Below are 26,253 nucleotides of genomic sequence, written 5' to 3' on the forward strand. Positions count from 1 at the left end.
GTCCTGTCTGCCCGGACGTTACAGTGCCGCCATGGACACGGGGCGGGGTACGGGAACGGGCGCGACGGGAGCGGGGACGGGGGCGGGCGGAGCCCCGACCCTGGAGGACGTGGCCCGCGCGGCGGGGGTGTCCCGGGCCACGGTGTCCCGCGTGGTCAACGGCGTCCGGAACGTGGACCCCGCCATCCAGCAGGCGGTCCGGCAGGCCGTCGCCGCGACCGGCTACGTGGCGAACCGGGCCGCCCGTTCCCTCGTGACCCGCAGGTCGGGAACCGTCGCCCTGGTGGTCTCCGGCGCGGGCTCCGGATCTGCCGGCGCGCGGGACGAGTTCGCCGCCCGGGTCTTCGAGGACCCCTTCTTCGGGCGAGTGGTCAGCGGGGTCGTCCGCGTGCTGCGGCCGCTCGGTGTGCACCCGGTGCTGATGTTCGCCGACACCGCGGAGGACCGCGCGGAGGTGCTCGCGTACCTGGCGCAGGGCAGCGCGGACGGAGCCCTGCTGGTCACCACCCATCCCCGGGACCCGCTGCCCGGGATGCTCGCGGCGGCCGCACTGCCCGCCGTACTGTTCGCGCGTCCGGCGGCGGGGGTGCCGCTCGACCACGTGGACCTGCGCCACCGGGAGGGCGGGGCGCTGGCGGCCCGGCACCTGCTCGCGCTGGGGCGCGGCCGGCTCGCGGCGATCGGGGGCCCGGCGGACGTGCCGGCCAGCCGGGAGCGGCTGGCCGGCTTCCGCGAGGCGGCGGAGGGCCGCGACCGGGTGGTCCGTGTCGCCGAGGGGGACTTCACGCTCGAGGGGGGTGAGCGGGCCATGAGCTGCCTGCTGGCCGAACGGCCGGACGTGGACGGGGTGTTCGCCGCCAACGACCTGATGGCGCAGGGGGCCTGCCTGGTGCTGCGCGAGCACGGCCGCCGGATCCCGGAAGACGTGGCCGTCGTCGGCTTCGACGACTCCGGCGCTGCCGCGGCCTGCCGGCCGCGGCTGACGACCGTACGGCAGCCGGTGGAGGACATGGCTGCCGAGATGGTCCGCCTGCTCCTGGACCGCATTGCGGGCACCGCGGCCCCGGAACCGGCCTCGGTGCTGTTCGCCCCCGCTCTGGTGATCCGGGATTCCGCCTGATCGGCAAGACGCCCCTCAGAGAGCCGCCGCGCCGCCCGCGTTGCGGACCTCCAGGGCCGTGCGCCAGCCCGGGGGTTCGGTCCGTGGCTCGGGTGCCGTGCGGCGGCCGCCCGTCGCGAAGAAGGCGGAGAGCGGGAGCGTGGCGGCGCCGACCGTGACCGCGTCGGGGCCCAGGGAGCCCATGGCGACGGTGACCCGCCCGGCCGGATGGCGCAGCGCGTACCGGGTCGCGTGCTCCCGTACCGCCGGGAGGATGTGGGGTCCCAGCATCAGGCCCGCCCAGCCGCCGATCAGGATGCGCTCCGGCTGGAACAGGTTGATCAGGTCCGACAGCCCGGCGCCCAGGTACTCCGCGGTCTCCTCCAGCACCTCCCGTGCCACCGGGTCCCCCGTGCCGGCCGCCGCCAGCAGGGCCGAGAGGGCCTCTTCCTCGTCCACGGAGTCCACCGGTCGCCCGTCCGCAGCGCCTCCCCGTTCCGCCCAGCGCGCCAGCAGGGCCTCGGCCCCCGTGTACGCCTCCAGGCAGCCCAGCGCCCCGCACCGGCAGCGCCGGCCGCGCACGGAGACCGTCAGGTGGCCCCACTCCAGCGGGGTTCCCTCGGTCGTCCCGCCGTCCGGCGAGCCGTCGGTGATCAGGCTCGCGCCGACCCCGGAGCCGAAGAGCACGACGACCGCCTCCCGGGCCCCGCGCCCGGCACCGAACCACATCTCCGCCTGGCCGAGCGTCCGCGCGCCGTTGTCGATGATGTACGGGACCTCCTCCGGCAGGGCTCCGGTGGCGCGCAGCAGTTCCTCCAGCGGCACCGCGTCCCAGCCGATGGTCTGGCCGTGCACCACGGTCCCGCCCGGTGCGTCGCGGTCCACGATGCCCGGTACCCCGACGCCCACCCCCAGCAGCCGCTCCGTGCCGACCCCGGCCTCGGCGAGCACGGTGGCGATGCCGTGCCGGATGTGGTCGACGATCGGGCCGACGTCGTAGCAGCCGCGTGGCAGCAACGGCATCTCGGTACGGGCCAGTTCGGTGAGGGTCAGGTCGAACAGCTCGACGCGTACCCGGGTTTCGCCGACGTCGACGCCGATCATGTGGGCGCTGCCGGGCGCCACCCGCAACAGGGTGCGGGGCCGTCCACCGTCGGAGTCGACGATCCCGGCCTCCTCCAGCAGTCCGTCCGTGACGAGTTCGCCGACGACGTTGCTGACGGATCCGGAGCTCAGCCCGGTGGCGGGGCCGAGTTCCTGGCGGCTCATCGGGCCGCCGAAGTACAGCCGTTGGAGGACGGCGCTCCGGTTTCCCCGCCGCAGGTCCCGCACCGTTCGTCCGCTACGCCCCGTGGTCATCCGGCCCCTTCCGCAGTGATATCGCTCGCAACATACCCTTGCGCGACCCCTTGACGCGACCCTTTCACGAGGCTTAACTCACGTTCTAAATTAAGGCCTGGACGGAGTGCCTCGCGTCGGCCTTCCCCCTGGACCCGCCGAAAGGGACCGAGCCGCCATGCGCAGAACCAGAGCCGCTGCCACCGCCGCCGTCGCAGTCTCCCTGCTCGCCACCGCCTGCGGCGGCGGATCCGCGGACGGCGGGGGCGGTACCAACACCGCCCCCAAGGAGCTCACTTACTGGGCCTCCAACCAGGGGCCCGACATCGCGGCGGACCAGGCGACGCTCGGTCCGGAGCTGAAGAAGTTCGAGCAGCAGACCGGCATCAAGGTCAAGCTCGAGGTCGTTCCCTGGTCGGACCTGCTCAACCGGATCCTCGCCGCCACCGCCTCCGGACAGGGCCCGGACGTCCTCAACATCGGCAACACCTGGTCCTCCTCCCTCCAGGCCACCGGAGCCCTGCTCCCCTGGGACGCGAAGAACTTCGAGGCGATCGGCGGCAAGGACCGCTTCGTGGAGTCCGCCATCGGCTCGGCCGGCGCCGCCGGCAAGGACCCGGCCGCCGTCCCGCTCTACTCGATGTCGTACGCCCTCTACTACAACAAGAAGATGTTCCAGGAGGCGGGCATCGAGAAGCCCCCGGCCACCTGGGACGAGCTGGTCAGCATCGGCCAGAGGCTGTCCAAGGACGGCAAGTGGGCACTGGGCGCCGAGGGTTCGAACCTCTCCAACAACATCCACCAGGCCTTCGTCCTGTCCCGGCAGCACGGAGCCGAGTTCTTCGACGCCGCCGGCAAGCCCACGTTCGACACCCCCGCCAACGTCGAGGCCGTCAAGCAGTACGTCGACCTGATGGCCAAGGACAAGATCATCTCGCCCGGCAACGCCGAGTACGACAAGAACCAGTCCCTCCAGGACTTCGCCAACGGCAAGACCGCCATGGTCCTGTGGCAGAGCGCGGCCAGCAGCTTCAAGGCGCACGGAATGAAGGAGGGCGACTGGGGCGTCGCCCCCGTCCCGGTCCCGGCGGGCGGCGCCCCCGGCAGCGGCCGGAACACCAACTCCATGGTCGCCGGCATCAACATGGCCGTCTTCAAGAACACCGACAACATCGACGGCGCCCTGAAGTTCGTGAAGTTCATGACCAGCGACGAGGAGCAGAAGCTCCTCAACAAGACCTACGGCTCCATCCCCCCGGTCAAGGCGGCCCAGACCGACCCGACCTTCGCCACCGAGGACCTCACCGTGCTCCGCAACACCCTCTCCACCAGCGCCGCCCCGCTCCCGCAGGTCCCCGAGGAGTCCCAGTTCGAGACCACCGTCGGCACCGCCGTCAAGGAGCTCTTCGCCGACGCCGCGGCCGGCCGGCCCGTGACCACCGAGTCGGTCAAGGCGAAGCTCACCAAGGCCCAGCAGCAGATGGCGAACTGAGTCCCGCCCGATGACTTCCGCACCCACCGTCCTGCCACCCGACACCACCACGGAGCGGCCGCGCGGTACGGCGGCCCGCGTGCGCCGCCCCGGCCGCCTGCGCCGCGGCGCCCTTCCCTACCTCCTGCTGTTGCCCGCCCTCCTCTTCGAACTGCTCATCCACCTCGTCCCGATGGTGATGGGCATCCTCATGAGCTTCCGCGAGCTCACCCAGTTCTTCATCCGGGACTGGTCGCGCGCCCCGTGGACGGGCTTCGACAACTACGAACTCGCCGTCGACGTCAACCGGCCCGTCGGCGAGGCCCTCCTCGGTTCGTTCCTCACCACCTGCCTGTTCACCCTGCTCTCCGTGGGCCTGTGCTGGCTGCTAGGCACCGCCGCCGCCGTGTTCATGCAGGAGACCTTCCGCGGCCGCGGCATCCTGCGGGCCCTGTTCCTCGTCCCGTACGCCCTGCCCGTCTACGCGGCCGTCATCACCTGGGCGTTCATGTTCCAGCGGGACAACGGCCTGGTGAACCACGTCATCCACGACCAGCTGGGCATCGGGGGCGCCGAGCACACCTTCTGGCTGCTCGGCGACAACAGCTTCTGGGCCCTGCTGACCGTGTCCGTGTGGAAGGGCTGGCCGTTCGCCTTCCTCATCGTGATGGCCGCCCTGCAGAACATCCCGAAGGACCTGTACGAGGCGGCCGCGCTGGACGGGGCCGGCATCTGGCAGCAGATCCGCCGGATCACCCTGCCTTCGGTCGGCGCGGTCAACCAGGTGCTGATCCTGGTGCTGTTCCTGTGGACCTTCAACGACTTCAACACGCCGTTCGTGCTGTTCGGCAAGTCGGCCCCCGAGGCCGCCGACCTGATCTCCATCCACATCTACCAGTCGAGCTTCGTCACCTGGAACTTCGGCACCGGATCGGCCATGTCCGTCCTCCTGCTGCTCTTCCTCCTGCTGGTCACCGCCGCATACCTGCTCGTCACCAGCCGAGGCCGGAGGGACGCCGATGCCCGCTAGAACGCGCAGCCCGCTCGACCCGCCCCGCACCTTCAAGGTGATCCGGGCCGTCTTCCTGACCCTGCTCTCCGGCTTCGTGCTGCTGCCCGTCTACGTGATGGTCACCAGCTCGCTCAAGCCGCTCAAGGACGTGGCGGGCCAGTTCCGGTGGATACCCACCGGGCTCACCGTCCGGCCCTACGTCGACATCTGGCACACCGTCCCGCTCGCCAAGTACTTCGTGAACTCCCTGATCGTGGCCGGCGCCGCCACCGTCTGCTCGGTGCTCATCGCCGTCTTCGCCGCGTACGCCGTCAGCCGCTACCGCTTCCGCGGCAAGCGCCTGTTCACGGTGACCGTGCTGTCCACCCAGATGTTCCCCGGGATCCTGTTCCTCCTCCCGCTGTTCCTGATCTTCGTGAACATCGGCAACAGCACCGGGGTCGCGCTCTACGGGTCCCGCGGCGGGCTCATCCTCACCTACCTCACCTTCTCCCTCCCCTTCTCCATCTGGATGCTCATCGGCTATTTCGACTCGGTGCCCCGCGACCTCGACGAGGCGGCCACCGTCGACGGCTGCGGCCCGCTCGGCGCGCTGTTCCGGGTCGTGATCCCGGCGGCCGTCCCCGGCATCGTCGCCGTCGCCGTGTACGCCTTCATGACCGCCTGGGGCGAGGTGCTCTTCGCCTCCGTCATGACGAACGACACCACCCGCACCCTCGCCGTCGGACTGCAGGGCTACTCCACGCAGAACGACGTGTACTGGAACCAGATCATGGCCGCCTCGCTCGTCGTCAGCATCCCCGTCGTCGCCGGATTCCTGCTGCTGCAGAAGTACCTGGTGGCCGGACTCACGGCAGGAGCCGTCAAATGACCCTTTCCGAAAGCCTTCCCGTGACCGAAGCGCACGCCGTGGACCGCGCCGTCGACCGCACGGTCGACCTCGCCGCCCTGCCCGCCGACTTCGCCTGGGGCACCGCCACCTCCGCCTACCAGATCGAGGGCGCGGTCGACGAGGACGGCCGCGCCCCCTCCATCTGGGACACCTTCAGCCGCGTCCCCGGCGCCGTCGACGGCGGCCACACCGGCGACACCGCCTGCGACCACTACCACCGCTGGCCGGACGACATCGCCCTGATGCGGCAGCTCGGCACCAACGCCTACCGGCTCTCCGTCGCCTGGCCGCGGATCCTGCCCGGCGGCGACGGCCCCGTCAACACCAAGGGCCTCGACTTCTACGACCGGTTGACCGACGGACTCCTCGCGGCCGGCATCGAGCCCAACGTCACCCTCTACCACTGGGACCTGCCCCAGGCCCTCCAGGACCGCGGCGGCTGGCCCGATCGCGCCACCGCCGAGCACTTCGCCGCGTACGCCGGTCTCGTGGCCGAACGCCTCGGCGACCGCGTCACCCAGTGGGCCACCCTGAACGAGCCGCTGTGCTCGGCCTGGATCGGACACCTGGAGGGCCGGATGGCCCCCGGCTGGACCGACCTCACCGCCGCCGTCCGCGCCTCCTACCACCTGCTGCTCGGCCACGGCCTCGCCGCCCAGGCCGTCCGCGCCGCCCGCCCCGCCGCGCGCATCGGCATCGTCAACAACCTCTCCACCGTCGAGCCCGCCACCGGCAGCGAGGCCGACCGGGCCGCCGCCCGGCGCATGGACGGCCACGTCAACCGCTGGTGGCTCGACCCCGTCCACGGCCGCGGCTTCCCCGCCGACATGCGCGAGGTCTACGGCGTCGACCTCCCCGAACGCCCCGGCGACCTCGCCACCATCGCCGCCCCCCTCGACTGGATCGGCCTCAACTACTACTTCCCGCAGGTGGTCACCGCCGACCCGGCCGGCCCCGCGCCCTTCGCCCGCCAGATCGACCGGCCCGGCGTCCCGCGCACCGGCATGGACTGGGAGGTCGACGCCGACGGCCTGGAAACGCTCATCATGCGCCTGCACGAGGAGTACGGGGACCGGCGCATCCAGATCACCGAGAACGGCTCCTCGTACCCCGACACCGTCGCCCCCGACGGCCGCGTCCACGACCCCGAACGGGCCGCCTACCTGACCTCCCACCTGGCCGCCTGCGCCCGCGCGGCCCGCCGCGGCGCACCGGTGGCCGGCTACTACGCCTGGTCGCTGCTGGACAACTTCGAATGGGCCTACGGCTACGACAAGCGCTTCGGCCTGGTCCACGTGGACTACGCCACCCAGCGCCGCACGGTGAAGACGAGCGGCCGCCGCTACGCCGAGATCATCGCCGCGCACCGCTCCGCCCGCTGACACCCCGCCGCCGAGGGTTCGCCGCCCCGCGCCCGCCCTGCTTCTCGGGCCGGGCGCGGCGTGCGTGGTGGGATGGCTCCGGGGCGGGTCCAGCAGCTCACGGAGAGGTCGGGTACATGCCGCAGGACAACACCATGCGAGGGATGGCGTACGAGACGTACGGAGGAACGGAGGTGCTCAGGGACACCCGGCTCCCGGTGCCGAAGTTCGGCCCGGGCGAGGTCCTCGTACGGGTGAAGTACGCCTCGGTCAATCCGGTCGACTGGAAGATCATGGCGGGCGGGCTCGACGCCCTGATGGACGTCGTGTACCCCGTGGTGCCCTGCTGGGACGTCTCCGGCACCGTCGAGAAGGTCGGCATCGACACCCCCGAATTCGCCGAGGGCGACGAGGTCATGGCCTACGCCCGCAAGGACTACGTGCACGGCGGGACCTGCGCCGAGTTCGTCACCGTGCCCGTACGGGCCCTCGCGCGCAAGCCCGCCTCCCTCGGCTGGGCCGAGGCCGCCGGGCTCCCGCTCGCCGGGCTCACCGCCTACCAGGTGCTGACCCGGCTCGGCACCGGCAAGGACGACACCGTCCTCATCCACGGAGCCGCGGGCGGCGTCGGCTCCTTCGGCGTGCAGATCGCCCGCGCCCTGGGAGCCCGGGTCATCGGCACCGCCTCCCCGCGCAACCACGACCGCGTACGGGAACTCGGCGCCGAGCCCGTCGCGTACGGGGACGGGCTCGCCGAGCGGGTCCTCGCCCTCGTCCCCGACGGCGCGACCGTCGTCGCGGACTTCGTCGGCGGCGTCCTCGACGTCACCCGCAGGGTGCTGCACGACGACGGCCGGCACGCCTCCATCGCCGACCCCACGGTGACCGGCTCGGGCGGCGAGTGGATGTGGGTGCGCCCGGTCGGCAGCGACCTGGCCGCGCTGGGACAGCTCACCGAGAGCGGGCAGCTCACGGTGCCCGTCGCACGCACCTTCCCGCTGGGCGAGCTGGCGGCGGCCTTCGAGCTCAGCCAGGGCGGACACACGGCGGGCAAGATCGTCATCGAGGTCTGAGCACCCCGCTCCGGACCCGCGCAACCGCGTGACCGCGCGCCGCCCGGCGGGGAGAAGGGCGGCGCGCGGAGTACACGGGGCCGCGCCGGTCAGGCGTATGCGCCGAAGTGGAACAGGGAGTAGCCGTAGCCGGTACCGCGCTGGGTCAGGTCCAGCCGGACGTAGCGGCCCGACGCGGAGACGTCGAAGTCGTCGACCCCGCCGTCACCGGACGACGTGGCGTACGCCGTCCGCCAGTTCCGGCCGTCGTCCGAGACCTGGAGGGAGTACGCCTTCCCGTACGCCGGCTCCCACACCAGTTGGGCGTGCCTGAGCTGCCGCACCGATCCCAGGTCCACCTGGAGCCACTGCGCATCGGCCCACCCGCTCGCCCAGCGGGTGTCGCCCACGCCGTCCGTGGCCAGCCGCGGGGTGCAGGGGCAGCCGCCCCAGCCGTCGTTCTGGAAGGTGGAGGCCGTCGTGGGGCGGCCCCGGGCGACGTCCGTACCCGCCACCGGCGGCGGCACCACCTTCACCGAGCGCTGCTCCACGCCCACGTTGCCGCGCCCGTCCTTGACCTTGACGTACAGCTTCCAGACACCGGTCCTCGCCGGGGCGGCGGCCGTGAGGGTGCCTCCGCCCAGGTGCGTGGACGGCACCGAGACCAGACCGCCGCCCCCGCCCCCGCCGTCGGCGTACCGGCCGCTCCACAACACCTCGTAGGAGAGCGGGTCGCCTTCCGGGTCGGTCGCCGGGGCCTGGATGGTCACCTCCTTGCCCGCCGGGACGGCGGCCGGGTCCGCGACCGCGGGTACCTGGACGGTCGGCGGCAGGTTGTCGCCGGCCGTGTTGCCTCCGTAGGCGCGCTTGACCGCGTAGTACGCCGTGCGGCGCTCCCCGGCGGGGATCAGGTTGAACCAGTGGCCGCCGAAGTCGTACTCGGTGCCGTAGTGGAAGACGGTCGCGCCGAGCGCCACGCCCGAGTGGCCGGTGACGCAGTTCCACGCGTGCGTGTAGCCGTCCGCCTTCGCCTGGTCGCCGGGCTCCAGCGGGACGCCGTTCGCATCGTCCGGCACCTCCCACTCCCCGGCCGGTCCGGTCTCGGTGATCAGGTACGGCTTGGTGTAACCGCCCTGCTCCCAGGCCTGTTTGACCCCGCAGACCTCCTTGTAGGAGTTGACGGAGTACAGGTCCAGGTCGGGGGAGTTCCGCTTGTAGTACGTCCACGCCCCGGCCCAGGCGTCCGTGGAGGTCACCGGGTGGTCGGCGTCGATGCGGTGGATCGCCTTCGCCACGTCGTTGACGAAGGTGGTGTAGGCGTTGCGCTGGTTCTCCAGCTCGGTGCCGCCGTAGCAGTTCTGCAGGCCGAGGACCGACTCGTTGCCCACGTTCCACATCAGTACGGCCGGATGGTCGCGATAGGCCTCCACCCAGCGGGAGAACTCGGCCAGCACGGTGTTCTTGTACGTCGTGTCCGTGACGTAGTTCGTGCAGCCGCCGCTGCCCGGGCCGCCGCCCGGCTGGAGCCAGAACCCGGCGACGACCTTGACGCCGTTGGAGGCGGCCGCGTCGAACAGTTGCCGGCTGCTCGCGTCGGTGCCCCAGGTACGGATCGTGTTGGCGCCCAGGGACCTCACGTCGGGCAGCAGCCGGCTCGCGTCGGACGGGGACGGACCCCAGGTGACGCCTTTGACGAGGTATGGCGAACCGTCCACCGTCAGCCGCCAGTTGCCCTGTGAGCCGGTCACCTTGACCACGCTGCCCGCGGCGTGGGCCGGGGCGGTGGGCAGTACGGTCACGGCGCCGGCGAGGAGCGCGGCCGTGACGAGGGAACGCATGCGGGAGGGCATGCGGGGACCTCCTTCGGGTGTGGGGGAGGGGTTCACGGGAGGCGGCTCACGGGAGCCGGTAGTCGGGGCCCAGCACGGCGCCCGCTTCCGGGTGGGTCTCGTCGTAGCCGCGTGCGTTGCACTGGAGGCCGCCGCGGACGCAGTGGTCGACGAGGGCGTTCAGCGTCCGCTCGTCCCAGGCGTTGAAGAAGTCGTAGTGGAAGGAGTGCCCGCTTCCGCTCGACAGTCGGACCTGTGACATGTCACCGCTGACGGGGAAGGCCATCTTGAACTCGACCATGGGAAGCGCGACCGGGTGACTGGCCGGGCAGACGTTGTCGTTGTTCCCGGGCTTCACGACCGGGTAGGCCATGTGCGCCTTGTGGTCGGGGGTGTCGAGGTACCTGCCGTCCCAGCAACTGGGCGACTGCATGCGGATGTTGAGCTGGGTCCCGGCCGGGCAGTTCGCCGGGAACTCGGTGTTCTTGAAGCTGTCGCCGCATTCCCAGCCCTCCACCCAGCCCCGGTGGCCGCGGAACTCGGCCGCCGTCTGGGTCGGGCTGCCGACGACGAAGCGCAGGCCCTTCGGGAAGGGGCGCACGCTCGTGTAGTCGGTGACGCCGGCCTTGTAGTAGATCACCTGCGGCCCGGTCGGCAGCACCGGCCGGTCGCCGTTGTAGAGCGTAGGCATCCAGTACCCGGAGAGGTCGCCGGGAGCGTTGCAGACCGTCCCGCCGGCGCTGAGCGAGGCGGTGGTGCTGAAGGCGTCGGTCGTGGTGTTGCCCAGGAAGGTGTGGTTGTGCGAGGCGCCGGGCCGGCCGGGGAAGACGATCGGGTCGTCCGGGGCGGTGCGGCTGACCGCGCAGTTGGCCTGGAACTCGTGGAAGTAGCGGTCCGGGGGGTTCTCCCAGGACGGAGCGACCCCTGTGACCGGAGGGACGGCCGGGATGTAGCCGTCCCGGTCCGGATCGTCTCCGGTCGCCAGGGGGGCGGCGTTGGTGTGACCCGAGTGACCCGCGCGTACGGCGGATCCGTCGTCGGGGGAAGCCTGAGCCGTCAGCGCGAGGCCGCTGAGTCCGGCGGCCGCGGTCACGGCGAAGGCCGCCGAGACCAGGAGGGCGGACAGGGTCCGCGGTCGGAGTTTCACTTCTGCTCCTCCGGTGGATGGGGGGGCTCGCCCGGTTGGGAGAGCGCTCTCTCACTCGGCCCGGAAAACGCGGGACGGCCGCCGGGCCGCCCCGCGTCCTCCGGGGATCAAGGGTGGATCAGGGGTGTGTCAGGGGAACGAGAGGACGGTCGAGGGAACCGTCGACGTCCCCGAGGTGGGGGCCCCGATGCCGTTGATGACGTGCTCGTACTGGCCGTTGCCGCCCAGCGAGACGACGAGCAGGTCGTGGAACCTCACGCCGGGTTTCACCGGCGCCTGGAAGCCGTGGTCCTGACGGATCGTCGGGTCCACGTTGTAGTAGCAGTAGCTGCCCAGGCCCCAGCCCTCGTGGGTGTTCACGGAGTCGGCCACCTTGTAGGCCGCGTAGCCCTTGACCGGGCCGTTCTGGATGGCGGCCTGGTTGGGCGCGTCGTAGGCCTTCTCGTTCTGGAAGAAGATCGTGCGCCCGCGCTCCCCGTTCCACTCCACGTCGTACTTGTTGAAGTGCTCGACGAACAGCCCGGTGGCCAGGACGTCGTCGCCGTTCACCCGGAACCCGTAGTCGGAGCGGTTGGTCTCCCAGCCCACCCCGTCGCCGTGGTCGGCCCGCCAGATCCAGGTGTGGTCGACGATCGTGTCGTGGTTGTTGATGACCATGCCGAGCGTGGCCTTGCCCGCGCCCGCGCCGCCGACCCGGATGAACACGTCCTGCACGGTGGTCGGGTTCGCCGCGTGGTCCGTCGCGGCACCGGCGGGGCCGACCTCCAGGAGGCTGGGCGAGTTCACGGTGCCCGCGTCGATCAGGAATCCGGCGAGCTTCACGCCGTCCACGTCGGCGACCTTCATCGCCGTCACCCCGTTGTCCGGGACGATCGTGGCGAGGCCGAGGCCCAGGACGACCGTGTCCGGACGGTTGACCTGGATGGTCCGGTCCACGTGGTAGACGCCGGGGGTGAACAGCAGGTGCAGGCCCTGGGCCAGCGCCGCGTTGATGGTCGCTGCGCTCGCACCCGGCTTGACCACGTAGAACCGGCTGAGCGGGATCGAGCTCCCCTGCGGCGCGCCGTTGCCCCAGGAGGTGCCGCGGGCAGCGGTGCGCTTCGCCGGGACGAAGACCTTGTACTCGGCGCCGTCCAGGTAGAGGAAGGGCTTCTCCCGGGAGACGGGAGTGGTGTCCAGGGTGGTGTAGGGCGGGTTCGGATACGACTGCGCCGGCGCGCCCTGGGTCCCGGAGAACACCTGGTTCCAGACGGCGTTGGACCAGCCGCCGATCGAGCTGTCACGGGTGTACCACTGCTGCTGCGAGTAGTTGCCGATCTGGCCGTCGATCTTCGAGTCGGCGATGTAGCCGCCCGAGGCCCAGCCGAAGCCGTCGGGCGCCAGGTTGAGCCCGCCCTTGACGTGCATCCGGCGGAACGGCGCCGCCTGCGAGACGGCCCAGCGGTCGGTGCCGTTGACCGGGTTCAGGGCCAGGTTCTCGGCCGAACGCCAGAAGTTCTGGGTGGCGTTGCCGCCGAACCAGCCGGCGTCGACGGTGACGTCACCGTTGATGGTGGTGTCGTCGGGGCTCAGGCCGAGACCGGAGATGGACGTGTAGAAGCCGATCTGGGCGTTGAGGCCGTTGTACGTGCCCGGCTTGAACAGGAACTGGTAGCGGCCGGAGCCGAACTGGGCCGACTCCTGCTGCCGGAAGACCTCGTCCAGCTTGCCCTGGATGTTCGGGGTGGACGGATCGAAGACGATCACGTTCGGCCCGAGGTCGCCGCCGCCGGGGATGGCCGGGTCGGTGCCGCCGGTGCCGTAGACCTGGAACTCCCAGAGCGAGTAGCCGTAACCGGTGGCCCGCTGGGTGCCGTACACGCGGACGTAGCGGGCGGTGCCCGTGATGTCGTGGGTCTGGACTCCACCGGTGCTCGCGGTCGTCGTGTACGCGGTGGACCAGTTGGAGCCGTCGGTGGACAGCTCGACCCGGTACGCCTTCGCGTACGCCGCCTCCCAGCGCAGCACCACCTGGCTCAGCTGCGCCGGGGCGCCGAGGTCCACCTGTATCCACTGCGGGTCGGCGAACTGGCTCGACCAGCGGGTGCCGTTGTCGCCGTCGACGGCCGCGCCGGCCGGTGTGCCGGCGCCCTCCAGGCTGGAGGCGGTGACGGGCTTGCCCTGCGAGAGCAGTACGGGGGCCGCCTGGGCGGCGGTGCCCGGCAGCAGCACGAGGAGGGCCGCGACCAGTGCGGCGGCGAGCGCCGCGACGGTCAGTCGCGGCGGGCGATCGGAGAGGAGGGGCATGCGGGGTGCTCCTGACGTCATGGATCCGGGGGGATCGAAGCGTGAGTGAACTGCCCGCCGACTGGGCCGTCAAGGGTTTCGGCGTTCATGAACTGAACGCCAAATGCCATGTCAATTGCCCATCAGGCCTGTGAACTTGGAGTTTCTTCAATCCTTGTGAAAAGTGTTGACGAAAAAACTTCGCAGGGCTGTACTGATGCTCTGACCGCTCCGTCCCGCCTGCCCGCTGGACGGTACGGAGCGGTCGGGCCCGGCTTCGGGAAGTGGCCCCGGCTCGGGGCCGGTTGCCGCCTTGTGTTCGTTACTCGTCGACAGCCGCGTGCAGGTCCGGTACCTCGCCGCAGGCCGCCCAGGCCACTTCCACGCCGGGAAGGCCCCTCGGCCACGGCGCGGCCACGGCGGCGAGACCCACCGCGTCGGGCGGGGTCGCGCCGAGCCCGATCGCGTACCGGGCCAGGCCCGGACCCGTCGCGAAGGGGTGCGGCCAGGCGTGCGCGTCCGCGGCGCCCGCCTCCTCCAGCGCACCGAGCAGCGCCCGCAGACGGCCCCGCACCCGGCCCAGCGCCGCCTCGAACTCCCGCTCCGCGGGGGTCCGTACGGTCACCACCGCCCACGCGGCGTGCCGCCGGTGCAGTGGCGGCGCGGCCAGCACCTCGCCGAACGACCCGGGATCCGCGTCCAGCAGCTCCCAGGCCCGGTACAGCTCCCGCCCCAGCAGATCGCGCAGTCCGGGGCCCACCTGGGCCGTGCAGCCGCGCACCGGCTCCGAGGGGGTCAGGACCGTCACCGCGTCCGGACACGTCACCGCAGTCGCGGGCGCCAGGCCGACCGGGTCCCGCCAGTCCCACGCCGCCCAGGTCCCGAAGAACTCGAGCAGCAGGGCCGCCGGAGACAGGCCGGGGGCCTCGCGGACCGTGCGCGCCGCCAGTACCGCCCAGGCCAGCCCCGGCAGTCCGCCGAACGGCGCCGAGTCCAGCCCCCGGGCCCGGGCCCAGGCCTTGACCTCCCGCGCCAGCCGGGCGAAGGCGGCATGGTCGGCCCCCACGAAACCCCGTACCGCATCGGCGTCGCTCACCGCGCTCAGCGCGACCGCGGCCCGCTCGTCCAGCTCCGCCCGGCGCGCCACCGCCTCCGCCGGGGCCAGCGTGCCGGTGGGGACGACCACCAGGTCCACGTCCAGTCCGGCCACGCTCAGCCGCAGCCCCGACACCCGTGCGCCCGTCACCTCGCGCATCCGCACTGCCTCCGGCAGCGCCGCGGCGACCCGCTCCCGAACCTCCGCGATGTCCGCGGTGCCCGGCAGCGCCGCCACCAGGTCCAGGTCCGCTCCCGGCAGCGCACAGCCCATGCGGCGGGATCCGGCCTCCCACACCACCCCGTCGCCCAGCGCGTCCGCGATCCGGGCCGTGACCGAGGCGGCCCGGCCGGGCGCTGCGACCGTGTCCGGGAACGCGGGCTCCGGCAGCCACCGGACCCGTCCCGTGCCCAGTTCCACGACCGCCCGCGGCCGCATCGGCCCGTCCCCGCGCCGTGAGAGCACGGCCAGTTCCCCGACCCGCTCGGACACGCCGCCGCCGAGGCGGGCGGCGCACTGCGCGACCGCACGCTGCGGATCCCGGCTGCGCCCCAGCGTCAGGTGCGGGGTGTAGCCCTCGACGCGGTCCCGGCATCCCGGGAACCGCTGCGCCAGCGCCTGCCGCAGCTCCTGCCACGGCGCCTCGCCGGCCGCCGCCGGATCCAGCCAGACGGTCGCGTCCTCCCGGTGCCCGAAGCTGTGCACGCCCTCCAGCCGGGCGGTGAACGCCGGTGTCCCCGCTGCCACTTCGGCCAGCAGCGGCACGGCCTCGTCGAACGAGGACTCGGGTACGAAGCCGAAGAGCAGGTTGACGTGTGCGGGCCAGCGGCCGGACTGCGGGTCGTGCTCCCGCCGCAGCGCGTGCACCGTGTCCGGGAGGCGGGACGGCAGCCAGGCCACCGCCGTGCGCGCCGTCCCCGGCACGTCGAGCGTCGTGGGCCCGGCGCACCCGAACTCCACCGTCGCCTCCACCCCGTAGTGGTCGGAGATGAACAGCCCGTCCGGGCCCGGCGCATCGCCGCGCAGCGCCGCCCCGGTCACCCGCGAGGCCGGCCCGGAGGCCCTGAGCAGGATCCGGTCCAGCCGCGCCGCCCGCCCCGACAGCGAGCCCACCGCGGCCAGCGGATTGGCCACCGGATCGAAGGTGGGCGTCCCGTCCGCCGCTCCGTGCACCTCGCTCCAGGTGTCCCGCATGCCCAGTGCGGCGGCCGGCCCCTCGGCCCCCGCGCTGCCGTCGTTGAAGTCGCCGAGCAGCGCCACGGCGGCTTCGACGCCGCTCAGCCCCTTGGCGAGCCGGGCCAGTTCGGCCCGTCGGCGGAGCTCCCCGTTGTCGGTGTGGTCGCTGGTCAGGTGGGTCGCGGCGACGACGAGGGGGCCGCTCGCGGTGTCCACCGTCACGGCGGTGACCGCCTTGTGCGGGCCGAGCGCGTGCAGCCCCGCCTCACGCACCGGCAGCCGGCTCAGCACCAGCAGCCCGCACTCGGCGACGTCCCGGCCGCCCGGATCCGTGCCGAGCGTGTACCCGGCCCGTACCCAGTCCGCCGCCAGCAGCATCCGGAGCAGTTCGGGTTCGGCCTCCTGGAGCGCGATGACATCGGCATCGGCGGCCGCCAGATCGGCCAGCAGCAGCGGCCTGCGCCGCGCGGTGGCGATCCGCGGGCCGTCGTAGCGGTCCCAGAGGGTGTTCCAGGTCAGCAGCCGCACCGTGGCGGGTGCCCCGGCCCCGAGGCTCCCCGGGGCAGGCGTCTGCGCCGGCCGCCAGGCGCCGCCGTCCGCCGGATCCCACGCGTGCGGGGTCCGGGCGGTGAAGAACGGCGCCCGCAGCAGGCGCGGGTCGCGCACCCGCCCGGCCCCGGTGGCGTCGATCCGGTCCACTCCCGTGGCCCGGTCCCACACCAGCTCACCGTCCGCCTCGACGAACAGCACGCGGTGCCAGGGGATGTCGCCGCCCGGCACGAAGGACGGCAGCGGCACGCGCTTCGGGGCGGCTCCGCGCTGGAGCAGCCCGAGGAAGAACCGGGCGGGATCGAAACGCGGGTCCCAGCGGACCTGGTGGTAGAGCTCCTCACTAGTGCGCATCACAGCTCCCCGCCCGGCGCGGCCAGCGTGCCGGCCGTGTCCTCGACGCTGCCGCCCGCGCCGATGTACCAGGTCCGGTGCGCCTGACCGGGATACGGCGGGCTGAACCGGTGCAGCTGGGCGTCCAGGACCTGCGGCGGAACCGGATGCGGGCGCACGGCATTGCGCCGCAGCAGCTCCTCCTCGCCGACGAGTACGACGGCATGGGTGACCAGTGCGTCGCGGCGGCGGGCGACCGAGCCCGCCAGCCCGCGCTGCTGGTCGGTGAGCGAGGTGGCGTCCCACAGGACCGTGCCCCCGCGGGCCAGCGCGGCGTCGAGCCGGTCGAGGCCCTCGCTCAGCACCTCCGTGTTGGCCCGCTGGTCCGCGCGCGAACCCCGGGCGGTGCGCAGGTCGTCGAGACTGATGCAGGTGTCCACGCCGGGCAGGGCGCGGCCGAAGGTGCTCTTGCCGCTGCCCGAGGGCCCGCACAGCTGCACCAGCCGGGGAAACGTTCCCTCACGCCATCGCCAGGTCGCCGCCACCGCCTCCTCGGCCGTGGCGATCCGGCCCTGCGCGAAGGCCCGCCGCGCCTCGGCCCAGCAGCGGTCGGCCGCGTCCGGACCGAGCGCGCCCAGCGGCTCCCGGAGCTCCGCGCGCAGGGCGCCGAGCGGGTCGGGGCCGAGCAGCCCCGCCTCCTCGGCGCACAGCGCGGACCACTCCACGCACTCGCGGGCCTGCGCGTCCCCGGCCGTCACGGCGGCGAGCGCGTGCAGCACCCCCGGATCGGCCGCGGCGGCCATCCGGACCAGCCCCGCCCGCCGCTCCGCGTCCGGGAACGGCCGCTGGAGGTACGGGTACAGCCCGACCAGGTCCGAGACCCGCCGCGCGAGCCGCATCCCGAGCGGTCCCGCCGCGAGCCGCGCCGCGATCCGCGCCCGCGGCGCGCGGTGCAGTACACCGGCCAGTACCCCGGCCAGCCGGTCCTCGCCGGTACGGCCCAACGCGTCGATCCGGGCGGTGACTTCGGCGAACACATCGGCCTCGGCGCCCTCGCCGGCCCACGCCGCACCCGTCACCCCGGCCGCGGTCAGCAGCTCCGCCGCATCGGCCTCGGCCCCGGACCGGACCGCCCACAAGGGGGCCGCCGGACCGAGCCCGTTCGGCACCACCGGCGCGAACATCCAGTGCGTACCGGTCTGTACGTGTCCGCCGCGCACCCACTTGGCCACGCACCGGCCGAAGTCCTCGTACGCGAAGCCGTCCACCGTCCGTACGACGTATCCCTCTTGCCGTGTGGTGTCGAGCTTCAGCTTGCGCAGCACGCGCTCGTCGAAGATGCCCCGCCACAGCACGCGCGGAGTGGGCACGCCGAGCCCCCGCAGGAACCGTACGGTCCCGTCCCAGTCCAGGCAGTGCTCCCCGTCCCACACCGAGAACCCGTAGAACCAGCTGTCGAGGTCCTCGTACGCGAGCGAGTGCCGGGCGTACAGGTTCTCCCCGCACACCCGCCGGCCGTCCGGGACGCGCGCGGCGATCCGGCCCTGGAGGCCCTTGACCCACGCCCGGGAGGGGTGGTGCGCCGAGTCGAGCGAACGCGCGTGCAGGCCGTCCGCGTACAGGGTGGTGTTCTCCCCGTCGAGCTTCTCGGTCACCACGACCTCCCGCCCGGCCAGCCCCGCGAACGCCCCCGGCCCGGCCACCCGGACATCGTCCGCCGCGGCCCCGGGAGACCAGGGCAGATGGGGCGTACGGGGGTAGTGCGTGCGCATGATCCGCTCCTGCTCGACGACGTGGTGCCCCGTCACTCTAGGTATCGGGGGCGGCCACCTCCATCGATTATCAGGCGGTCCGCGCCGTGCGGCGGACCGGCCCGCCCGCTCAGGGGCGGCGGCCGGACCAGGCCACCAGCCGGTCGAGGGCGGAGGCGTCCGCGGCCACGGGGACCACCTCGGCGAACGGGATGCGGCCGCCGCGGGTTTCGGCCGGCAGTGCCCGGCGTACCACCTCGACCAGCCGCTCCAGCAGGTCGGTGTCCCAGTCCGGCCGCTGTCCGGTGGCGGTGGCGAGGTCCCAGGTGTGCACGATCAGTTCGTTGGTGTACACGGCCGCGGCGACCACCCCGGGCCGGACACCCATCGGCAGGCGCAGGTCGCGGTCCAGCACGCCCGGGTCCGCCCACACCCGCGCCGCCTCCCGCGCGGCCGGTTCCCAGGCGGCCGCCCACTCACCGTCCGCGAGCTCGTCGGCGAAGGAGGGAACGCTGAAGGGGTCCTCACCGCGCCCGATCACCGAGATCCGCCGCAGCACCCCGACGAGGTGGCTCGACAGGCGCCGGACGTCGAACTCGGTGCAGGGCGTGGGGGAGTCGTACTGTTCCGGCCGGACGGCGGCGAGGGTGCGCCCGGCGAGGGCGACGGCAGCCGCCAGATCCGGACGGGTGTCGACGGCGGCGGAGGCGGACGGGGCGGAAGGGGTGGAAGCGGTGGCGGTGAACTGCTCGGTTTCGGTCATGAGCTCATCCTGGCGGCCAAACTGGCCATCCTCTGGCCACTTTCCCGGAGAGAATCCACTTCATGCGAAACGACCCTCATGAAGGCTGACCGGCTGGTGGCGACCCTGCTCTTCCTCCAGGAGCGCGGGCGCGTCACCGTCCCCGAAGTGGCCGCCGAACTCGACGTCTCGGAGCGGACGGCGCGGCGCGACCTGGAGGCACTGGCCGCGGCCGGGATCCCCGTCTACTCACAGCGCGGCCGCGGCGGCGGCTGGTCCCTGGTCGGCGGCGCCCGCACCAACCTCACCGGCCTCACCGCCGACGAGATCCGCGCGCTGTTCCTCGTCGCGGGCCCCCTGGCCACCACCCCCGAACTGCGCACCGCCCTGCGCAAACTGGTCCAGGCCCTGCCGGCCACCCTCCGCGGCGGCGCCGAGGCCGCCTCGCGGGCCGCCGCCGTCGACGGCACCGACTGGTCGCGCAATCCCGTCACCGCCGACGCCCCCCACCGCGCGGCCCTCCAGCGGGCCGTGGTGGACGGCACGCGGATCCGCCTCGGATACGCGGGCGCCGGCAAACCGGCCGGGGTCCGCGAGGTCGACCCGCTCGGACTCGTGGCCAAGGCGGGGGTCGACTACCTCGTCGCCGGTACGGAGAAGGGGCTGCGCACCTTCCGGCTCAGCCGGGTCACCTCGGTCGAGCCGACCGGCGAACCCGCCCACCGGCCGCCCGGCTTCGACCTCGCCACAGCCTGGCGGGAACTGGCCGGGGCGATGGAGGACAGGCTGTACGCGGTGACCGCCCGGGCCCGCGTCGCACCCGGCGCGGTGGCGCTGCTGGCCCGGCTCTCCGGCGGCCGGCTGCGCGTCGGCGGCCCGCTGCCCGACGGCTGGACGGAGGTCTGGGTCGACGGCCCGGCGCCCAGGGCGCTGGCCGCGCACCTGTCCGGGCTGGGAGCCCGGATCGAAGTGCTCGAACCACCGGAGGTACGGGAGTTGCTGGCCCGGCTGGGCGCCGAACTCGCGGGGCTCTACGGACCGCCCCCGGACGAGGGCCCGGGGTGACAGGCTGGCCAGGGGGCCGGGGCTCAGCCGGACGCCGGTACCGCCGCGGCCAGCCCGCCGCCCGCCGCGAAGTGCAGCCGGTCCAGCCGGGCCGCGTACGGCCAGCCCGCCGCCCGGTAGAAGCACAGGTCGCTCGGGATCGGTACCGCCCGCAGGTCGGCGGCGTGCGTGCCGGCCGGCAGTCCGGCGGCCGCCGCGAGCAGCGGGTCCGCAGATCCCGCCCACTCGCCGACCGGGGCGGGCCGCGGCCACGGCTCCCCGGTGTTGGGGAACAGCCACCGGGTGTCCCCGGTGACCCGGCCGGCGAAGTCCGGGCCGTCCACGGCCTGCCGGGCCAGCCGGGCGAAGGTCAGCAGCAGGTCCGGCAGGGATTCGGCGAGCAGGGCCACCTCCGGGTACTCCCGCAGCGCCTTCGCCTCGGCGGGCACCGAGACGGCGTACCCCCACCGGCCGGTCTCCGGGTCGACGCGGATCTGCAGGAGCGCGGGGCTGTGCCCGTAGCCGATCCGGGCCAGCGGCCAGTACGTGCCGTCGCCGCCCATCATGTGGTGGACCTCCGGGGCCACCTCGTGCTCGGGGGCCCCGGGCAGCAGCCGCAGCGCGGGCAGTCCCGCGATCGCCACCGCGCCGATCTCCCGCAGCACGGACCGGACCTCGGCGGGCACCGGGACCGGCCAGCCGTCCATGGTGCGGTCGTCGACACCCGCGTCGAGGACGACGAAGGAGGGAAACTCGGCGGCCAGAGCCCGTAGTCCGGCGACCGCGCGGTCCGCGGCATCCGCCGGCAATTGGTGCCTGCGTACCGGCCGTCCGAGGAAGTCCCCGCTCACCACACTGCGCAGCAGCAGCGCCCGGCCGTCCCCCACGATCCGGAACTGGACCTCGCTGCTCCCGGTGTCGGCCGTGTTGTGGGAGGTGGAGAAGTACGGTTCCCAGCCCACCGCGCACGGGTAGCCGGGCAGGTCGCGCAGGTCGACGAGATCGGTGAGCGAGTCTCCGCGGCCGACGAGCGCACCGAGCCCGGTGTCCGTCCCCTCGGCCACCTCGACGGTCGGGACGGCCGGCACGAAGTGCTTCGCGGCGGCCCTGTCCGCCACCCCGTCGGCAAGCCGCTCCGTGAACCCGGCGAGCCAGCCGACGAACTCCGGGGCCTCGACCATGACGTCCGGGTCGTCCCCCCACGGACGCACGGCCACGACCGGCCCCCAGCCGCAGGAGCCGACGCCGACGATCAACGAGCCCTCGCCGAAGTCCAGTTCACCGAGGGTCCAGTAGCCGTCCGCGAACACCGCGCGGCCGCGCGGCCCGAAGCGGTACTCGTGCTCCTCGGTCTCCAGCCCGCCGATCTGCCGCAGCACCACCCGGACGTCCTCCGGGACCGGGACGGCCCAGCCGTCCAACTCCGCGTCCGTGAACCCGTCGAACAGCTCGACCTCGTCCGCCCGTACCCGCGCCAGCTCCCGCAGCGCACGGACGACGGCCGCGGCCGCCTCCGGTCCCGCGTCGTTCATGTACCTGCTCCCCGCGTCGTCCGCCGTTCGGCTCCGAGGGTAACCGCCGGTCGGCCCGGTCCTAATGACAGAGGGCCACGATGGAGGGTGACACCGTGCCGCGGGCCGCCTCGCACAGCGGCGTCATGTCGTACGTGCGCTGCGGCGCGGCGGGCCCGGCCGCGGGCTTCGCCGTAGGCCGCTTGCGGGGCTTGGCCGGGGCGGCGGGGCGTGCGGGGCGCACAGGGCGGACGGGGCGTGCGGGCTTGGCCGCCCGGGGCGGCCGCGCGGGCCGCACCTGCCGTACCGCCGCCTCCGGTTCCTCCGGTTCTGCCGGTTCTGCCGACTGAGCCGACGGTGCCGATCCGGGCTCAGGCGAGACCGGCAGGCGGCCTAACGGCCCGGCGGGCGGCGCGGGTTGGAGTGGACCAGGGCGGGCCGCCGCAGTTCCCGGACGCGGAGCGTCCGGCGGAGCGGCGGGATGCACCGCCACGCATCCGGTGGTCATGGCGAACGCGGCAACGGTCAGGGTCAGGGCCCGGCGCATCTGCATCCGCCCACCCTGCCGCACCGCCCGCACCGGAGCCGCCCCCATCACCCGTACGGGTGCGCTCACTTGCTCGCGCTCGCCCGTACTCCGCCGCGGGGCCGGGTCGCCAGGCGGAGGGCGTGTTCCAGGGGGCCGCGGCGGAGGGGCCTGTCGGCGCAGGCACGCTGCCAGGCCCAGGTCAGGGTCAGTGCGGCGGCGCTGAAGGCCAGCCACGCGGACCAGGACCCCGCGCCGTGGGCCGGGCCGGCCAGGACCAGGGCGTGGACCACGTACGCGCTCAGCGCCATGGCCCCGAGCACCGTGAACGGCCGCAGCAGGCGTGCGCCCAGCCGGTGGCGGGCGGCGAGGGCGCACAGGCCGATGAGCGCACAGCCCACGCCCGCGTTGCCGAGCGTCTCCGGCGGCGTCTGGCTGTACGGGTCGGCCAGGAGGAGCCAGTCCCAGGAGGTGCTGGGAATGGCGCCGTACTGCCCGCGCAGCACCTCGTGTACCGGGTCGGCGGCGGTCAGGGCCTCCGGGTGGTGGACGGCGATCGCCGCCAGGAGCCGCTCCCGGGCGCCGAACACGTGGGTGGCGAGCCAGGCGGAGCCGTAGCCCGCCACTGCCGCCGCCGTGCCCCACACCGCCATCCGCAGCGCCACCGTCCGCTCCCGGATGTCGCACAGGCGGGCGAGCGCCATCCCGGCGAGAACGTACGGGAGGTAGGTGGCCAGCGGATACGCACCGGTGAGCAGCAGCTCGCACAGCACCTCGCCCAGCCCGGCCCAGCTGGTCAGACCGGCGGCCTCGGGGACCAGGCCGCGCCCGGAGGTCTCGTGCCCGAACACCGGGCCCAGCAGGAAGGACAGCAGCGGGCCCGCCACCACCGAGACCCCCGCGACGGCGGTGAGCGCCGGCGCGGAGAGCCGGGTGAAGGGTTCGGCGGCGAGGAAGTACACGGCGAAGAAGGCCAGGATGACCAGGATCCCGGGCCACAGCGAGGCCAGGAACAGGCCGAGAACGGCCAGGACGGCGCAGCGGATCAGCAGCGGACGGTAGCGCCCGCTCCAACCGGCGGGCCGCGCCGCCGGGTCGAGCCCGCGCTGGGCCAGGACCAGGGAGAAGCCGGCGAGGAGGGTGAAGAGCGCCGGGGCGCGTCCGTCGGCCGCGACGATCACGTAACCGGCACCTTCGGGCTGCGGGCCGGGGCCGACGTGCACGGCGAACATGCCGAGGACGGCGAGGCCGCGCACCGCGTCCACTCCCGCGAGCCGGCCGGACCCTGCCGTTCCCGCCCCCGGACGGCTCACGCGCCGCACGTCACGCTGGGGCGGCGCGGCAGGCCCGTACGGGAAGCGCGTCGCATGCAGGGGTCTCCTCGGTCCGGTCCGGTGACGTGGTCGGACCGGCGGTTTTCATGCCGCCAGTCCGCTCCCGGAACGTAGCAAGGACTACATAACCAGGTAATAAGGAGGTATAGGGGCGGCAAAGCGGAGGCAGTTCGTCCAAGGGTGCGGGGCCGCCGTAACCAGGTGGCCGCGCCCGCTGTTGCACAGGCCGACGGGGCCACCCACGGTGAACGGAGTTCCGATGCCGCAGCTGACCGACGAGGCCGCGCCCGACAGGTCCGCTCCCGACCAGGGCGGGGCGGCCGGGACCTGGATGACCCCCGAGGAGTACGGCGCCTCGCGCGCCGCGCTGTGGACCGGAGCCGTGGTCCTCGTCACCGACACGGACGGCCGGGTCCTCGTACAGAGCGTCGACTACCGCACCGACCGGCTGCTGCCCGGCGGAGCCGTGGACGCCGGGGAGGCGCCCTCCGCCGCGGCGGCCCGCGAGGTGCGCGAGGAGCTGGGCATCGACGGCCACTACCCGCGAGGACTCGCCGTGGACTGGATCGCCGCCGACACCCCCGGCTACCCGCCCGAGATGCGGTTCCCCGGCGAGATCCTGCACGTCTACGACGGCGGCACCTGGAGCCCGGAGCGGATCGCCGCCGTCCGGCTCCCGGCCCAGGAGATCACCGGCATCGACTTCGCCGAGCCCGCCGACCTGCCCGCCCTGATGGACGCGGGCGACGCCCGCCGCACCCTGTCGGCGCTGCGCGCCCGCATCAACGGCGCGGGCCCCGCCCTCCTGGAGGGCGGCCGCCCCACCGTGCCCACCGCCCTCGACCGGCTGGGCGTGCTGCGCACCCGCCGGATCGCGCAGCACGGCGCGTGGCACGCGGGTCCGGTCCCGGCGCAGCTGCCCGTACGGGACCGCCAGGGCTGGCTGTTCGCCCCCGACGGGCGGGTCCTGCTCCTGATCGCCCGCGCCACCGGCGCGGCCCACCTCCCGCCCCCGACGGCCGCACCGACGGCCGGTGCGTTCCCGCTCGGCTACCGGTACGGCGACGACCAGGGCGCCCACGCCCGCACCGCGGCCCGCCTCACCGGCCTCCCGCCGGCCGCGGACGCGGCGTACGCCCGCCTGCTGGCCACTCCCGAGCAGGTCCGCGAACTGAGCGACTGGGGCCCGGCTGGCGCCCACGAACTCGCGGCGGTGCACACGGCCCGTACCCGCCTCTCGCTTCCCGCACCCACCCGCACCCCGCCCACGGAACTCCCGGAATCGGCGGCCCACTGGTGACCGAGCCCGCCCGGCCGCGGTCGTCGCCATGATCGGGAAATCCGGCGTCCGGCGTCCGCGGTCCCGCAGCATGGGGCCATGAGCGACAGTGCGATCACCTACACCCTGTACATCCAGGCCGATCCCGCCCGGGTCTGGCAGGCCCTCACCGAACCTGCCTTCACCCGCCGGTACTGGGGCCTGAGCTTCGAGACCGACTGGGCGGTGGGCTCGCCGATGGACTGGGTCGAGCGCGGGGCCCGTACCAGCGACCCCGAGCAGGTGGTCCTGGACTGCGTCCCGGACCGTCTGCTGTCCTACACCTGGCACACCTTCACCCCGCAGTGGGCGGCCTCGGTCGGGATCGGCGAGGAGCTGCGGGCCGAACTGGCCCAGGAGCGGCGCACGAAGGTGACGTACGAGATCGAGCCGGTCGGCGACACCCTCGCGCGGCTGACCATCCTGCACGAGGGCTTCCAGCCCGGCGGCACCTTGATCGGCATGTGCGGGCGGGCCTGGCCCATGCTCGCCTCCAGCCTCAAGACCCTCCTGGAGACCGGCGCCCCGCTGCCCGAGCCGGAGGAGGAGCCCCGCGAGACCGACGGCCCCTGACCGCCGGACCCGGAGAGCCGGTCCGTGCGCCGCACCGCACCGGCTCCCACCGGCCCGCCCGAACACGCTTGCCCCGCACCTGAGATCATGTGTACCGAACATGAACCGGGAGCGCAGTCATGGCACTTGAACCCTTCCGCGTCGTCGGCACGCTGGCCGAGATCCTGGACGACGCCGCCCACGGGCGCTTCCCGCCTCCCGACGGGGGGACGACGGTCGTGCCCCAGGAGAACCGGCGCGACGCGGGAGTCATCGCCTTCACCGCCCATTCCGTGGTGTTCACCGACGAGGACCCGCAGTGGGTGCGGGCCACCCTCGCCGCCGTCGAGTGCGACAACCTCGCCGCCACCATGAACGCGCGCTTCCTCGCCGCGCTGCTGGACCGTACGGGGCGCACCACCGACACGATCGACCTGCTCACCGTCGCCGGACCGCTGCCCGGCGAACCCCCTGTGGAACTCCGCGAGATCGCCGACCCCGACCACCCCCGGGTACGGCGGGCCCTGGGCCGCCGAGACGACGTACGGGTCTGGGCGGCGGACGGGGGAGTGCTCATCCTCGGCCGGGGCGTCGCGGGCCGCTGGGAGACGGCGATCGAGGTCGACGAGGACGTCCGCCACCGGGGCCTGGGACGGGACCTGGCCCGCGCCGCCCGCCACCTGGTCCCCGACGGGCAGCCGGTCTGGTCCCAGCAGGCCACCGGCAACGCCCGCAGCGTCCGCGCCTTCCAGGCGGCCGGCTTCCGGCCGGTCGGCGCGGAGGCCCTGATGCTGGCGCCCGCCCGCCGGTAGTGCCCCTGACCGCACCCGCCCCGCCCGGCCCCCGCCCGAGGCC

20 protein-coding genes are annotated in these 26,253 nt (G+C 73.6%); 10 read left to right on the forward strand and 10 right to left on the reverse strand.

Annotated features, from left to right (window positions below):
* Positions 1 to 31: 31 nt before the first annotated feature.
* Positions 32 to 1,120 carry a LacI family DNA-binding transcriptional regulator gene (locus OHA89_RS33560; protein WP_406367798.1) on the forward strand — a complete coding sequence of 363 codons (1,089 nt, stop codon included), beginning with the start codon at positions 32 to 34 and terminating at the stop codon, positions 1,118 to 1,120.
* A gap of 15 nt (positions 1,121 to 1,135) precedes the next feature.
* On the opposite strand, the gene OHA89_RS33565 is transcribed toward OHA89_RS33560, so the two are convergent.
* A complete protein-coding gene (locus OHA89_RS33565) occupies positions 1,136 to 2,458 on the reverse strand; it encodes an ROK family protein (protein ID WP_406367799.1) in 1,323 nt (440 codons plus the stop codon).
* Positions 2,459 to 2,615: 157 nt separating this feature from the next.
* Between OHA89_RS33565 and OHA89_RS33570 the strand changes: the two genes are divergently transcribed.
* The 5 genes from OHA89_RS33570 (at position 2,616) to OHA89_RS33590 (ending at position 8,246) form a co-directional block, all read left to right on the forward strand.
* Positions 2,616 to 3,929 carry an ABC transporter substrate-binding protein gene (locus tag OHA89_RS33570; protein WP_406367800.1) on the forward strand — a complete coding sequence of 438 codons (1,314 nt, stop codon included), beginning with the start codon at positions 2,616 to 2,618 and terminating at the stop codon, positions 3,927 to 3,929.
* A gap of 10 nt (positions 3,930 to 3,939) precedes the next feature.
* Positions 3,940 to 4,938, forward strand: coding sequence for a carbohydrate ABC transporter permease (locus OHA89_RS33575; protein WP_266611571.1), 999 nt, complete (start codon positions 3,940 to 3,942; stop codon positions 4,936 to 4,938).
* On the forward strand, positions 4,928 to 5,791 hold the full coding sequence (locus OHA89_RS33580) for a carbohydrate ABC transporter permease (RefSeq protein WP_266611572.1): 864 nt from the start codon (positions 4,928 to 4,930) through the stop codon (positions 5,789 to 5,791). The genes OHA89_RS33575 and OHA89_RS33580 overlap by 11 nt, the downstream gene beginning before the upstream one ends.
* Positions 5,788 to 7,194: a GH1 family beta-glucosidase gene (locus OHA89_RS33585; protein ID WP_406367801.1), complete on the forward strand. Its 1,407-nt coding sequence runs from the start codon at positions 5,788 to 5,790 to the stop codon at positions 7,192 to 7,194. The genes OHA89_RS33580 and OHA89_RS33585 overlap by 4 nt, the downstream gene beginning before the upstream one ends.
* Before the next feature lie 134 nt (positions 7,195 to 7,328).
* A complete protein-coding gene (locus OHA89_RS33590; protein ID WP_257559555.1) occupies positions 7,329 to 8,246 on the forward strand; it encodes an NADP-dependent oxidoreductase in 918 nt (305 codons plus the stop codon).
* Positions 8,247 to 8,335: 89 nt separating this feature from the next.
* Here OHA89_RS33590 and OHA89_RS33595 read toward each other — a convergent pair whose 3' ends face one another.
* The 6 genes from OHA89_RS33595 to OHA89_RS33620 all read right to left on the reverse strand — a co-directional run bounded on the left by OHA89_RS33595 (position 8,336) and on the right by OHA89_RS33620 (position 19,134).
* The gene (locus OHA89_RS33595) at positions 8,336 to 10,075 is read right to left on the reverse strand and encodes a discoidin domain-containing protein (protein ID WP_406367802.1); all 1,740 of its coding nucleotides are present in this window, start codon (positions 10,073 to 10,075) and stop codon (positions 8,336 to 8,338) included.
* Positions 10,076 to 10,121: 46 nt separating this feature from the next.
* On the reverse strand, positions 10,122 to 11,201 hold the full coding sequence (locus OHA89_RS33600) for a DUF1996 domain-containing protein (protein WP_406367803.1): 1,080 nt from the start codon (positions 11,199 to 11,201) through the stop codon (positions 10,122 to 10,124).
* 129 nt (positions 11,202 to 11,330) lie between these two features.
* Positions 11,331 to 13,487: a discoidin domain-containing protein gene (locus tag OHA89_RS33605; protein ID WP_406367804.1), complete on the reverse strand. Its 2,157-nt coding sequence runs from the start codon at positions 13,485 to 13,487 to the stop codon at positions 11,331 to 11,333.
* A gap of 301 nt (positions 13,488 to 13,788) precedes the next feature.
* Positions 13,789 to 16,641 (reverse strand): poly(A) polymerase, encoded by a 2,853-nt coding sequence (locus OHA89_RS33610; RefSeq protein WP_406367805.1) that lies wholly within the window; start codon positions 16,639 to 16,641, stop codon positions 13,789 to 13,791.
* The gene (locus OHA89_RS33615; RefSeq protein WP_406368688.1) at positions 16,641 to 18,392 is read right to left on the reverse strand and encodes an RNA ligase family protein; all 1,752 of its coding nucleotides are present in this window, start codon (positions 18,390 to 18,392) and stop codon (positions 16,641 to 16,643) included. Before OHA89_RS33615 ends, OHA89_RS33610 begins: the two co-directional genes overlap by 1 nt.
* Positions 18,393 to 18,501: 109 nt before the next feature.
* On the reverse strand, positions 18,502 to 19,134 hold the full coding sequence (locus OHA89_RS33620; RefSeq protein ID WP_406367806.1) for a TIGR03086 family metal-binding protein: 633 nt from the start codon (positions 19,132 to 19,134) through the stop codon (positions 18,502 to 18,504).
* A 78-nt stretch (positions 19,135 to 19,212) separates the two neighbouring features.
* Between OHA89_RS33620 and OHA89_RS33625 the strand changes: the two genes are divergently transcribed.
* The gene (locus tag OHA89_RS33625) at positions 19,213 to 20,178 is read left to right on the forward strand and encodes a YafY family protein (protein WP_257558139.1); all 966 of its coding nucleotides are present in this window, start codon (positions 19,213 to 19,215) and stop codon (positions 20,176 to 20,178) included.
* Positions 20,179 to 20,201: 23 nt separating this feature from the next.
* On the opposite strand, the gene OHA89_RS33630 is transcribed toward OHA89_RS33625, so the two are convergent.
* The 3 genes from OHA89_RS33630 to OHA89_RS33640 all read right to left on the reverse strand — a co-directional run bounded on the left by OHA89_RS33630 (position 20,202) and on the right by OHA89_RS33640 (position 23,507).
* Positions 20,202 to 21,689, reverse strand: coding sequence for a hypothetical protein (locus OHA89_RS33630; protein ID WP_406367807.1), 1,488 nt, complete (start codon positions 21,687 to 21,689; stop codon positions 20,202 to 20,204).
* 61 nt (positions 21,690 to 21,750) lie between these two features.
* Positions 21,751 to 21,912 carry a hypothetical protein gene (locus tag OHA89_RS33635; protein WP_266611585.1) on the reverse strand — a complete coding sequence of 54 codons (162 nt, stop codon included), beginning with the start codon at positions 21,910 to 21,912 and terminating at the stop codon, positions 21,751 to 21,753.
* 368 nt (positions 21,913 to 22,280) lie between these two features.
* Positions 22,281 to 23,507 carry a DUF418 domain-containing protein gene (locus OHA89_RS33640; RefSeq protein ID WP_406367808.1) on the reverse strand — a complete coding sequence of 409 codons (1,227 nt, stop codon included), beginning with the start codon at positions 23,505 to 23,507 and terminating at the stop codon, positions 22,281 to 22,283.
* A 280-nt stretch (positions 23,508 to 23,787) separates the two neighbouring features.
* Between OHA89_RS33640 and OHA89_RS33645 the strand changes: the two genes are divergently transcribed.
* The 3 genes from OHA89_RS33645 (at position 23,788) to OHA89_RS33655 (ending at position 26,210) form a co-directional block, all read left to right on the forward strand.
* Entirely contained in the window at positions 23,788 to 24,828 is a 1,041-nt protein-coding gene (locus tag OHA89_RS33645) for an NUDIX domain-containing protein (RefSeq protein ID WP_266611589.1), read from the forward strand.
* A gap of 78 nt (positions 24,829 to 24,906) precedes the next feature.
* A complete protein-coding gene (locus tag OHA89_RS33650; protein WP_215150014.1) occupies positions 24,907 to 25,419 on the forward strand; it encodes an SRPBCC family protein in 513 nt (170 codons plus the stop codon).
* A gap of 119 nt (positions 25,420 to 25,538) precedes the next feature.
* The gene (locus OHA89_RS33655) at positions 25,539 to 26,210 is read left to right on the forward strand and encodes a GNAT family N-acetyltransferase (RefSeq protein ID WP_266611591.1); all 672 of its coding nucleotides are present in this window, start codon (positions 25,539 to 25,541) and stop codon (positions 26,208 to 26,210) included.
* Positions 26,211 to 26,253: the final 43 nt, after the last annotated feature.

This window comes from Streptomyces sp. NBC_01546 (genome assembly GCF_045208355.1).
Taxonomy (GTDB): Bacteria; Actinomycetota; Actinomycetes; order Streptomycetales; family Streptomycetaceae; genus Streptomyces.

Excerpts from the sequence above, each read along its gene's own strand:
- OHA89_RS33560 (WP_406367798.1), top strand. The coding sequence starts at position 32 with ATGGACACGGGGCGGGGTACGGGAACGGGCGCGACGGGAGCGGGGACG.
- OHA89_RS33565 (WP_406367799.1), bottom strand. The coding sequence starts at position 2,458 with ATGACCACGGGGCGTAGCGGACGAACGGTGCGGGACCTGCGGCGGGGA.
- OHA89_RS33580 (WP_266611572.1), top strand. The coding sequence starts at position 4,928 with ATGCCCGCTAGAACGCGCAGCCCGCTCGACCCGCCCCGCACCTTCAAG.
- OHA89_RS33620 (WP_406367806.1), bottom strand. The coding sequence starts at position 19,134 with ATGACCGAAACCGAGCAGTTCACCGCCACCGCTTCCACCCCTTCCGCC.
- OHA89_RS33595 (WP_406367802.1), bottom strand. The coding sequence starts at position 10,075 with ATGCCCTCCCGCATGCGTTCCCTCGTCACGGCCGCGCTCCTCGCCGGC.
- OHA89_RS33630 (WP_406367807.1), bottom strand. The coding sequence starts at position 21,689 with ATGAACGACGCGGGACCGGAGGCGGCCGCGGCCGTCGTCCGTGCGCTG.
- OHA89_RS33605 (WP_406367804.1), bottom strand. The coding sequence starts at position 13,487 with ATGCCCCTCCTCTCCGATCGCCCGCCGCGACTGACCGTCGCGGCGCTC.
- OHA89_RS33610 (WP_406367805.1), bottom strand. The coding sequence starts at position 16,641 with ATGCGCACTAGTGAGGAGCTCTACCACCAGGTCCGCTGGGACCCGCGT.
- OHA89_RS33645 (WP_266611589.1), top strand. The coding sequence starts at position 23,788 with ATGCCGCAGCTGACCGACGAGGCCGCGCCCGACAGGTCCGCTCCCGAC.
- OHA89_RS33615 (WP_406368688.1), bottom strand. The coding sequence starts at position 18,392 with ATGCGCACGCACTACCCCCGTACGCCCCATCTGCCCTGGTCTCCCGGG.
- OHA89_RS33590 (WP_257559555.1), top strand. The coding sequence starts at position 7,329 with ATGCGAGGGATGGCGTACGAGACGTACGGAGGAACGGAGGTGCTCAGG.
- OHA89_RS33575 (WP_266611571.1), top strand. The coding sequence starts at position 3,940 with ATGACTTCCGCACCCACCGTCCTGCCACCCGACACCACCACGGAGCGG.
- OHA89_RS33570 (WP_406367800.1), top strand. The coding sequence starts at position 2,616 with ATGCGCAGAACCAGAGCCGCTGCCACCGCCGCCGTCGCAGTCTCCCTG.
- OHA89_RS33650 (WP_215150014.1), top strand. The coding sequence starts at position 24,907 with ATGAGCGACAGTGCGATCACCTACACCCTGTACATCCAGGCCGATCCC.
- OHA89_RS33625 (WP_257558139.1), top strand. The coding sequence starts at position 19,213 with ATGAAGGCTGACCGGCTGGTGGCGACCCTGCTCTTCCTCCAGGAGCGC.
- OHA89_RS33655 (WP_266611591.1), top strand. The coding sequence starts at position 25,539 with ATGGCACTTGAACCCTTCCGCGTCGTCGGCACGCTGGCCGAGATCCTG.
- OHA89_RS33585 (WP_406367801.1), top strand. The coding sequence starts at position 5,788 with ATGACCCTTTCCGAAAGCCTTCCCGTGACCGAAGCGCACGCCGTGGAC.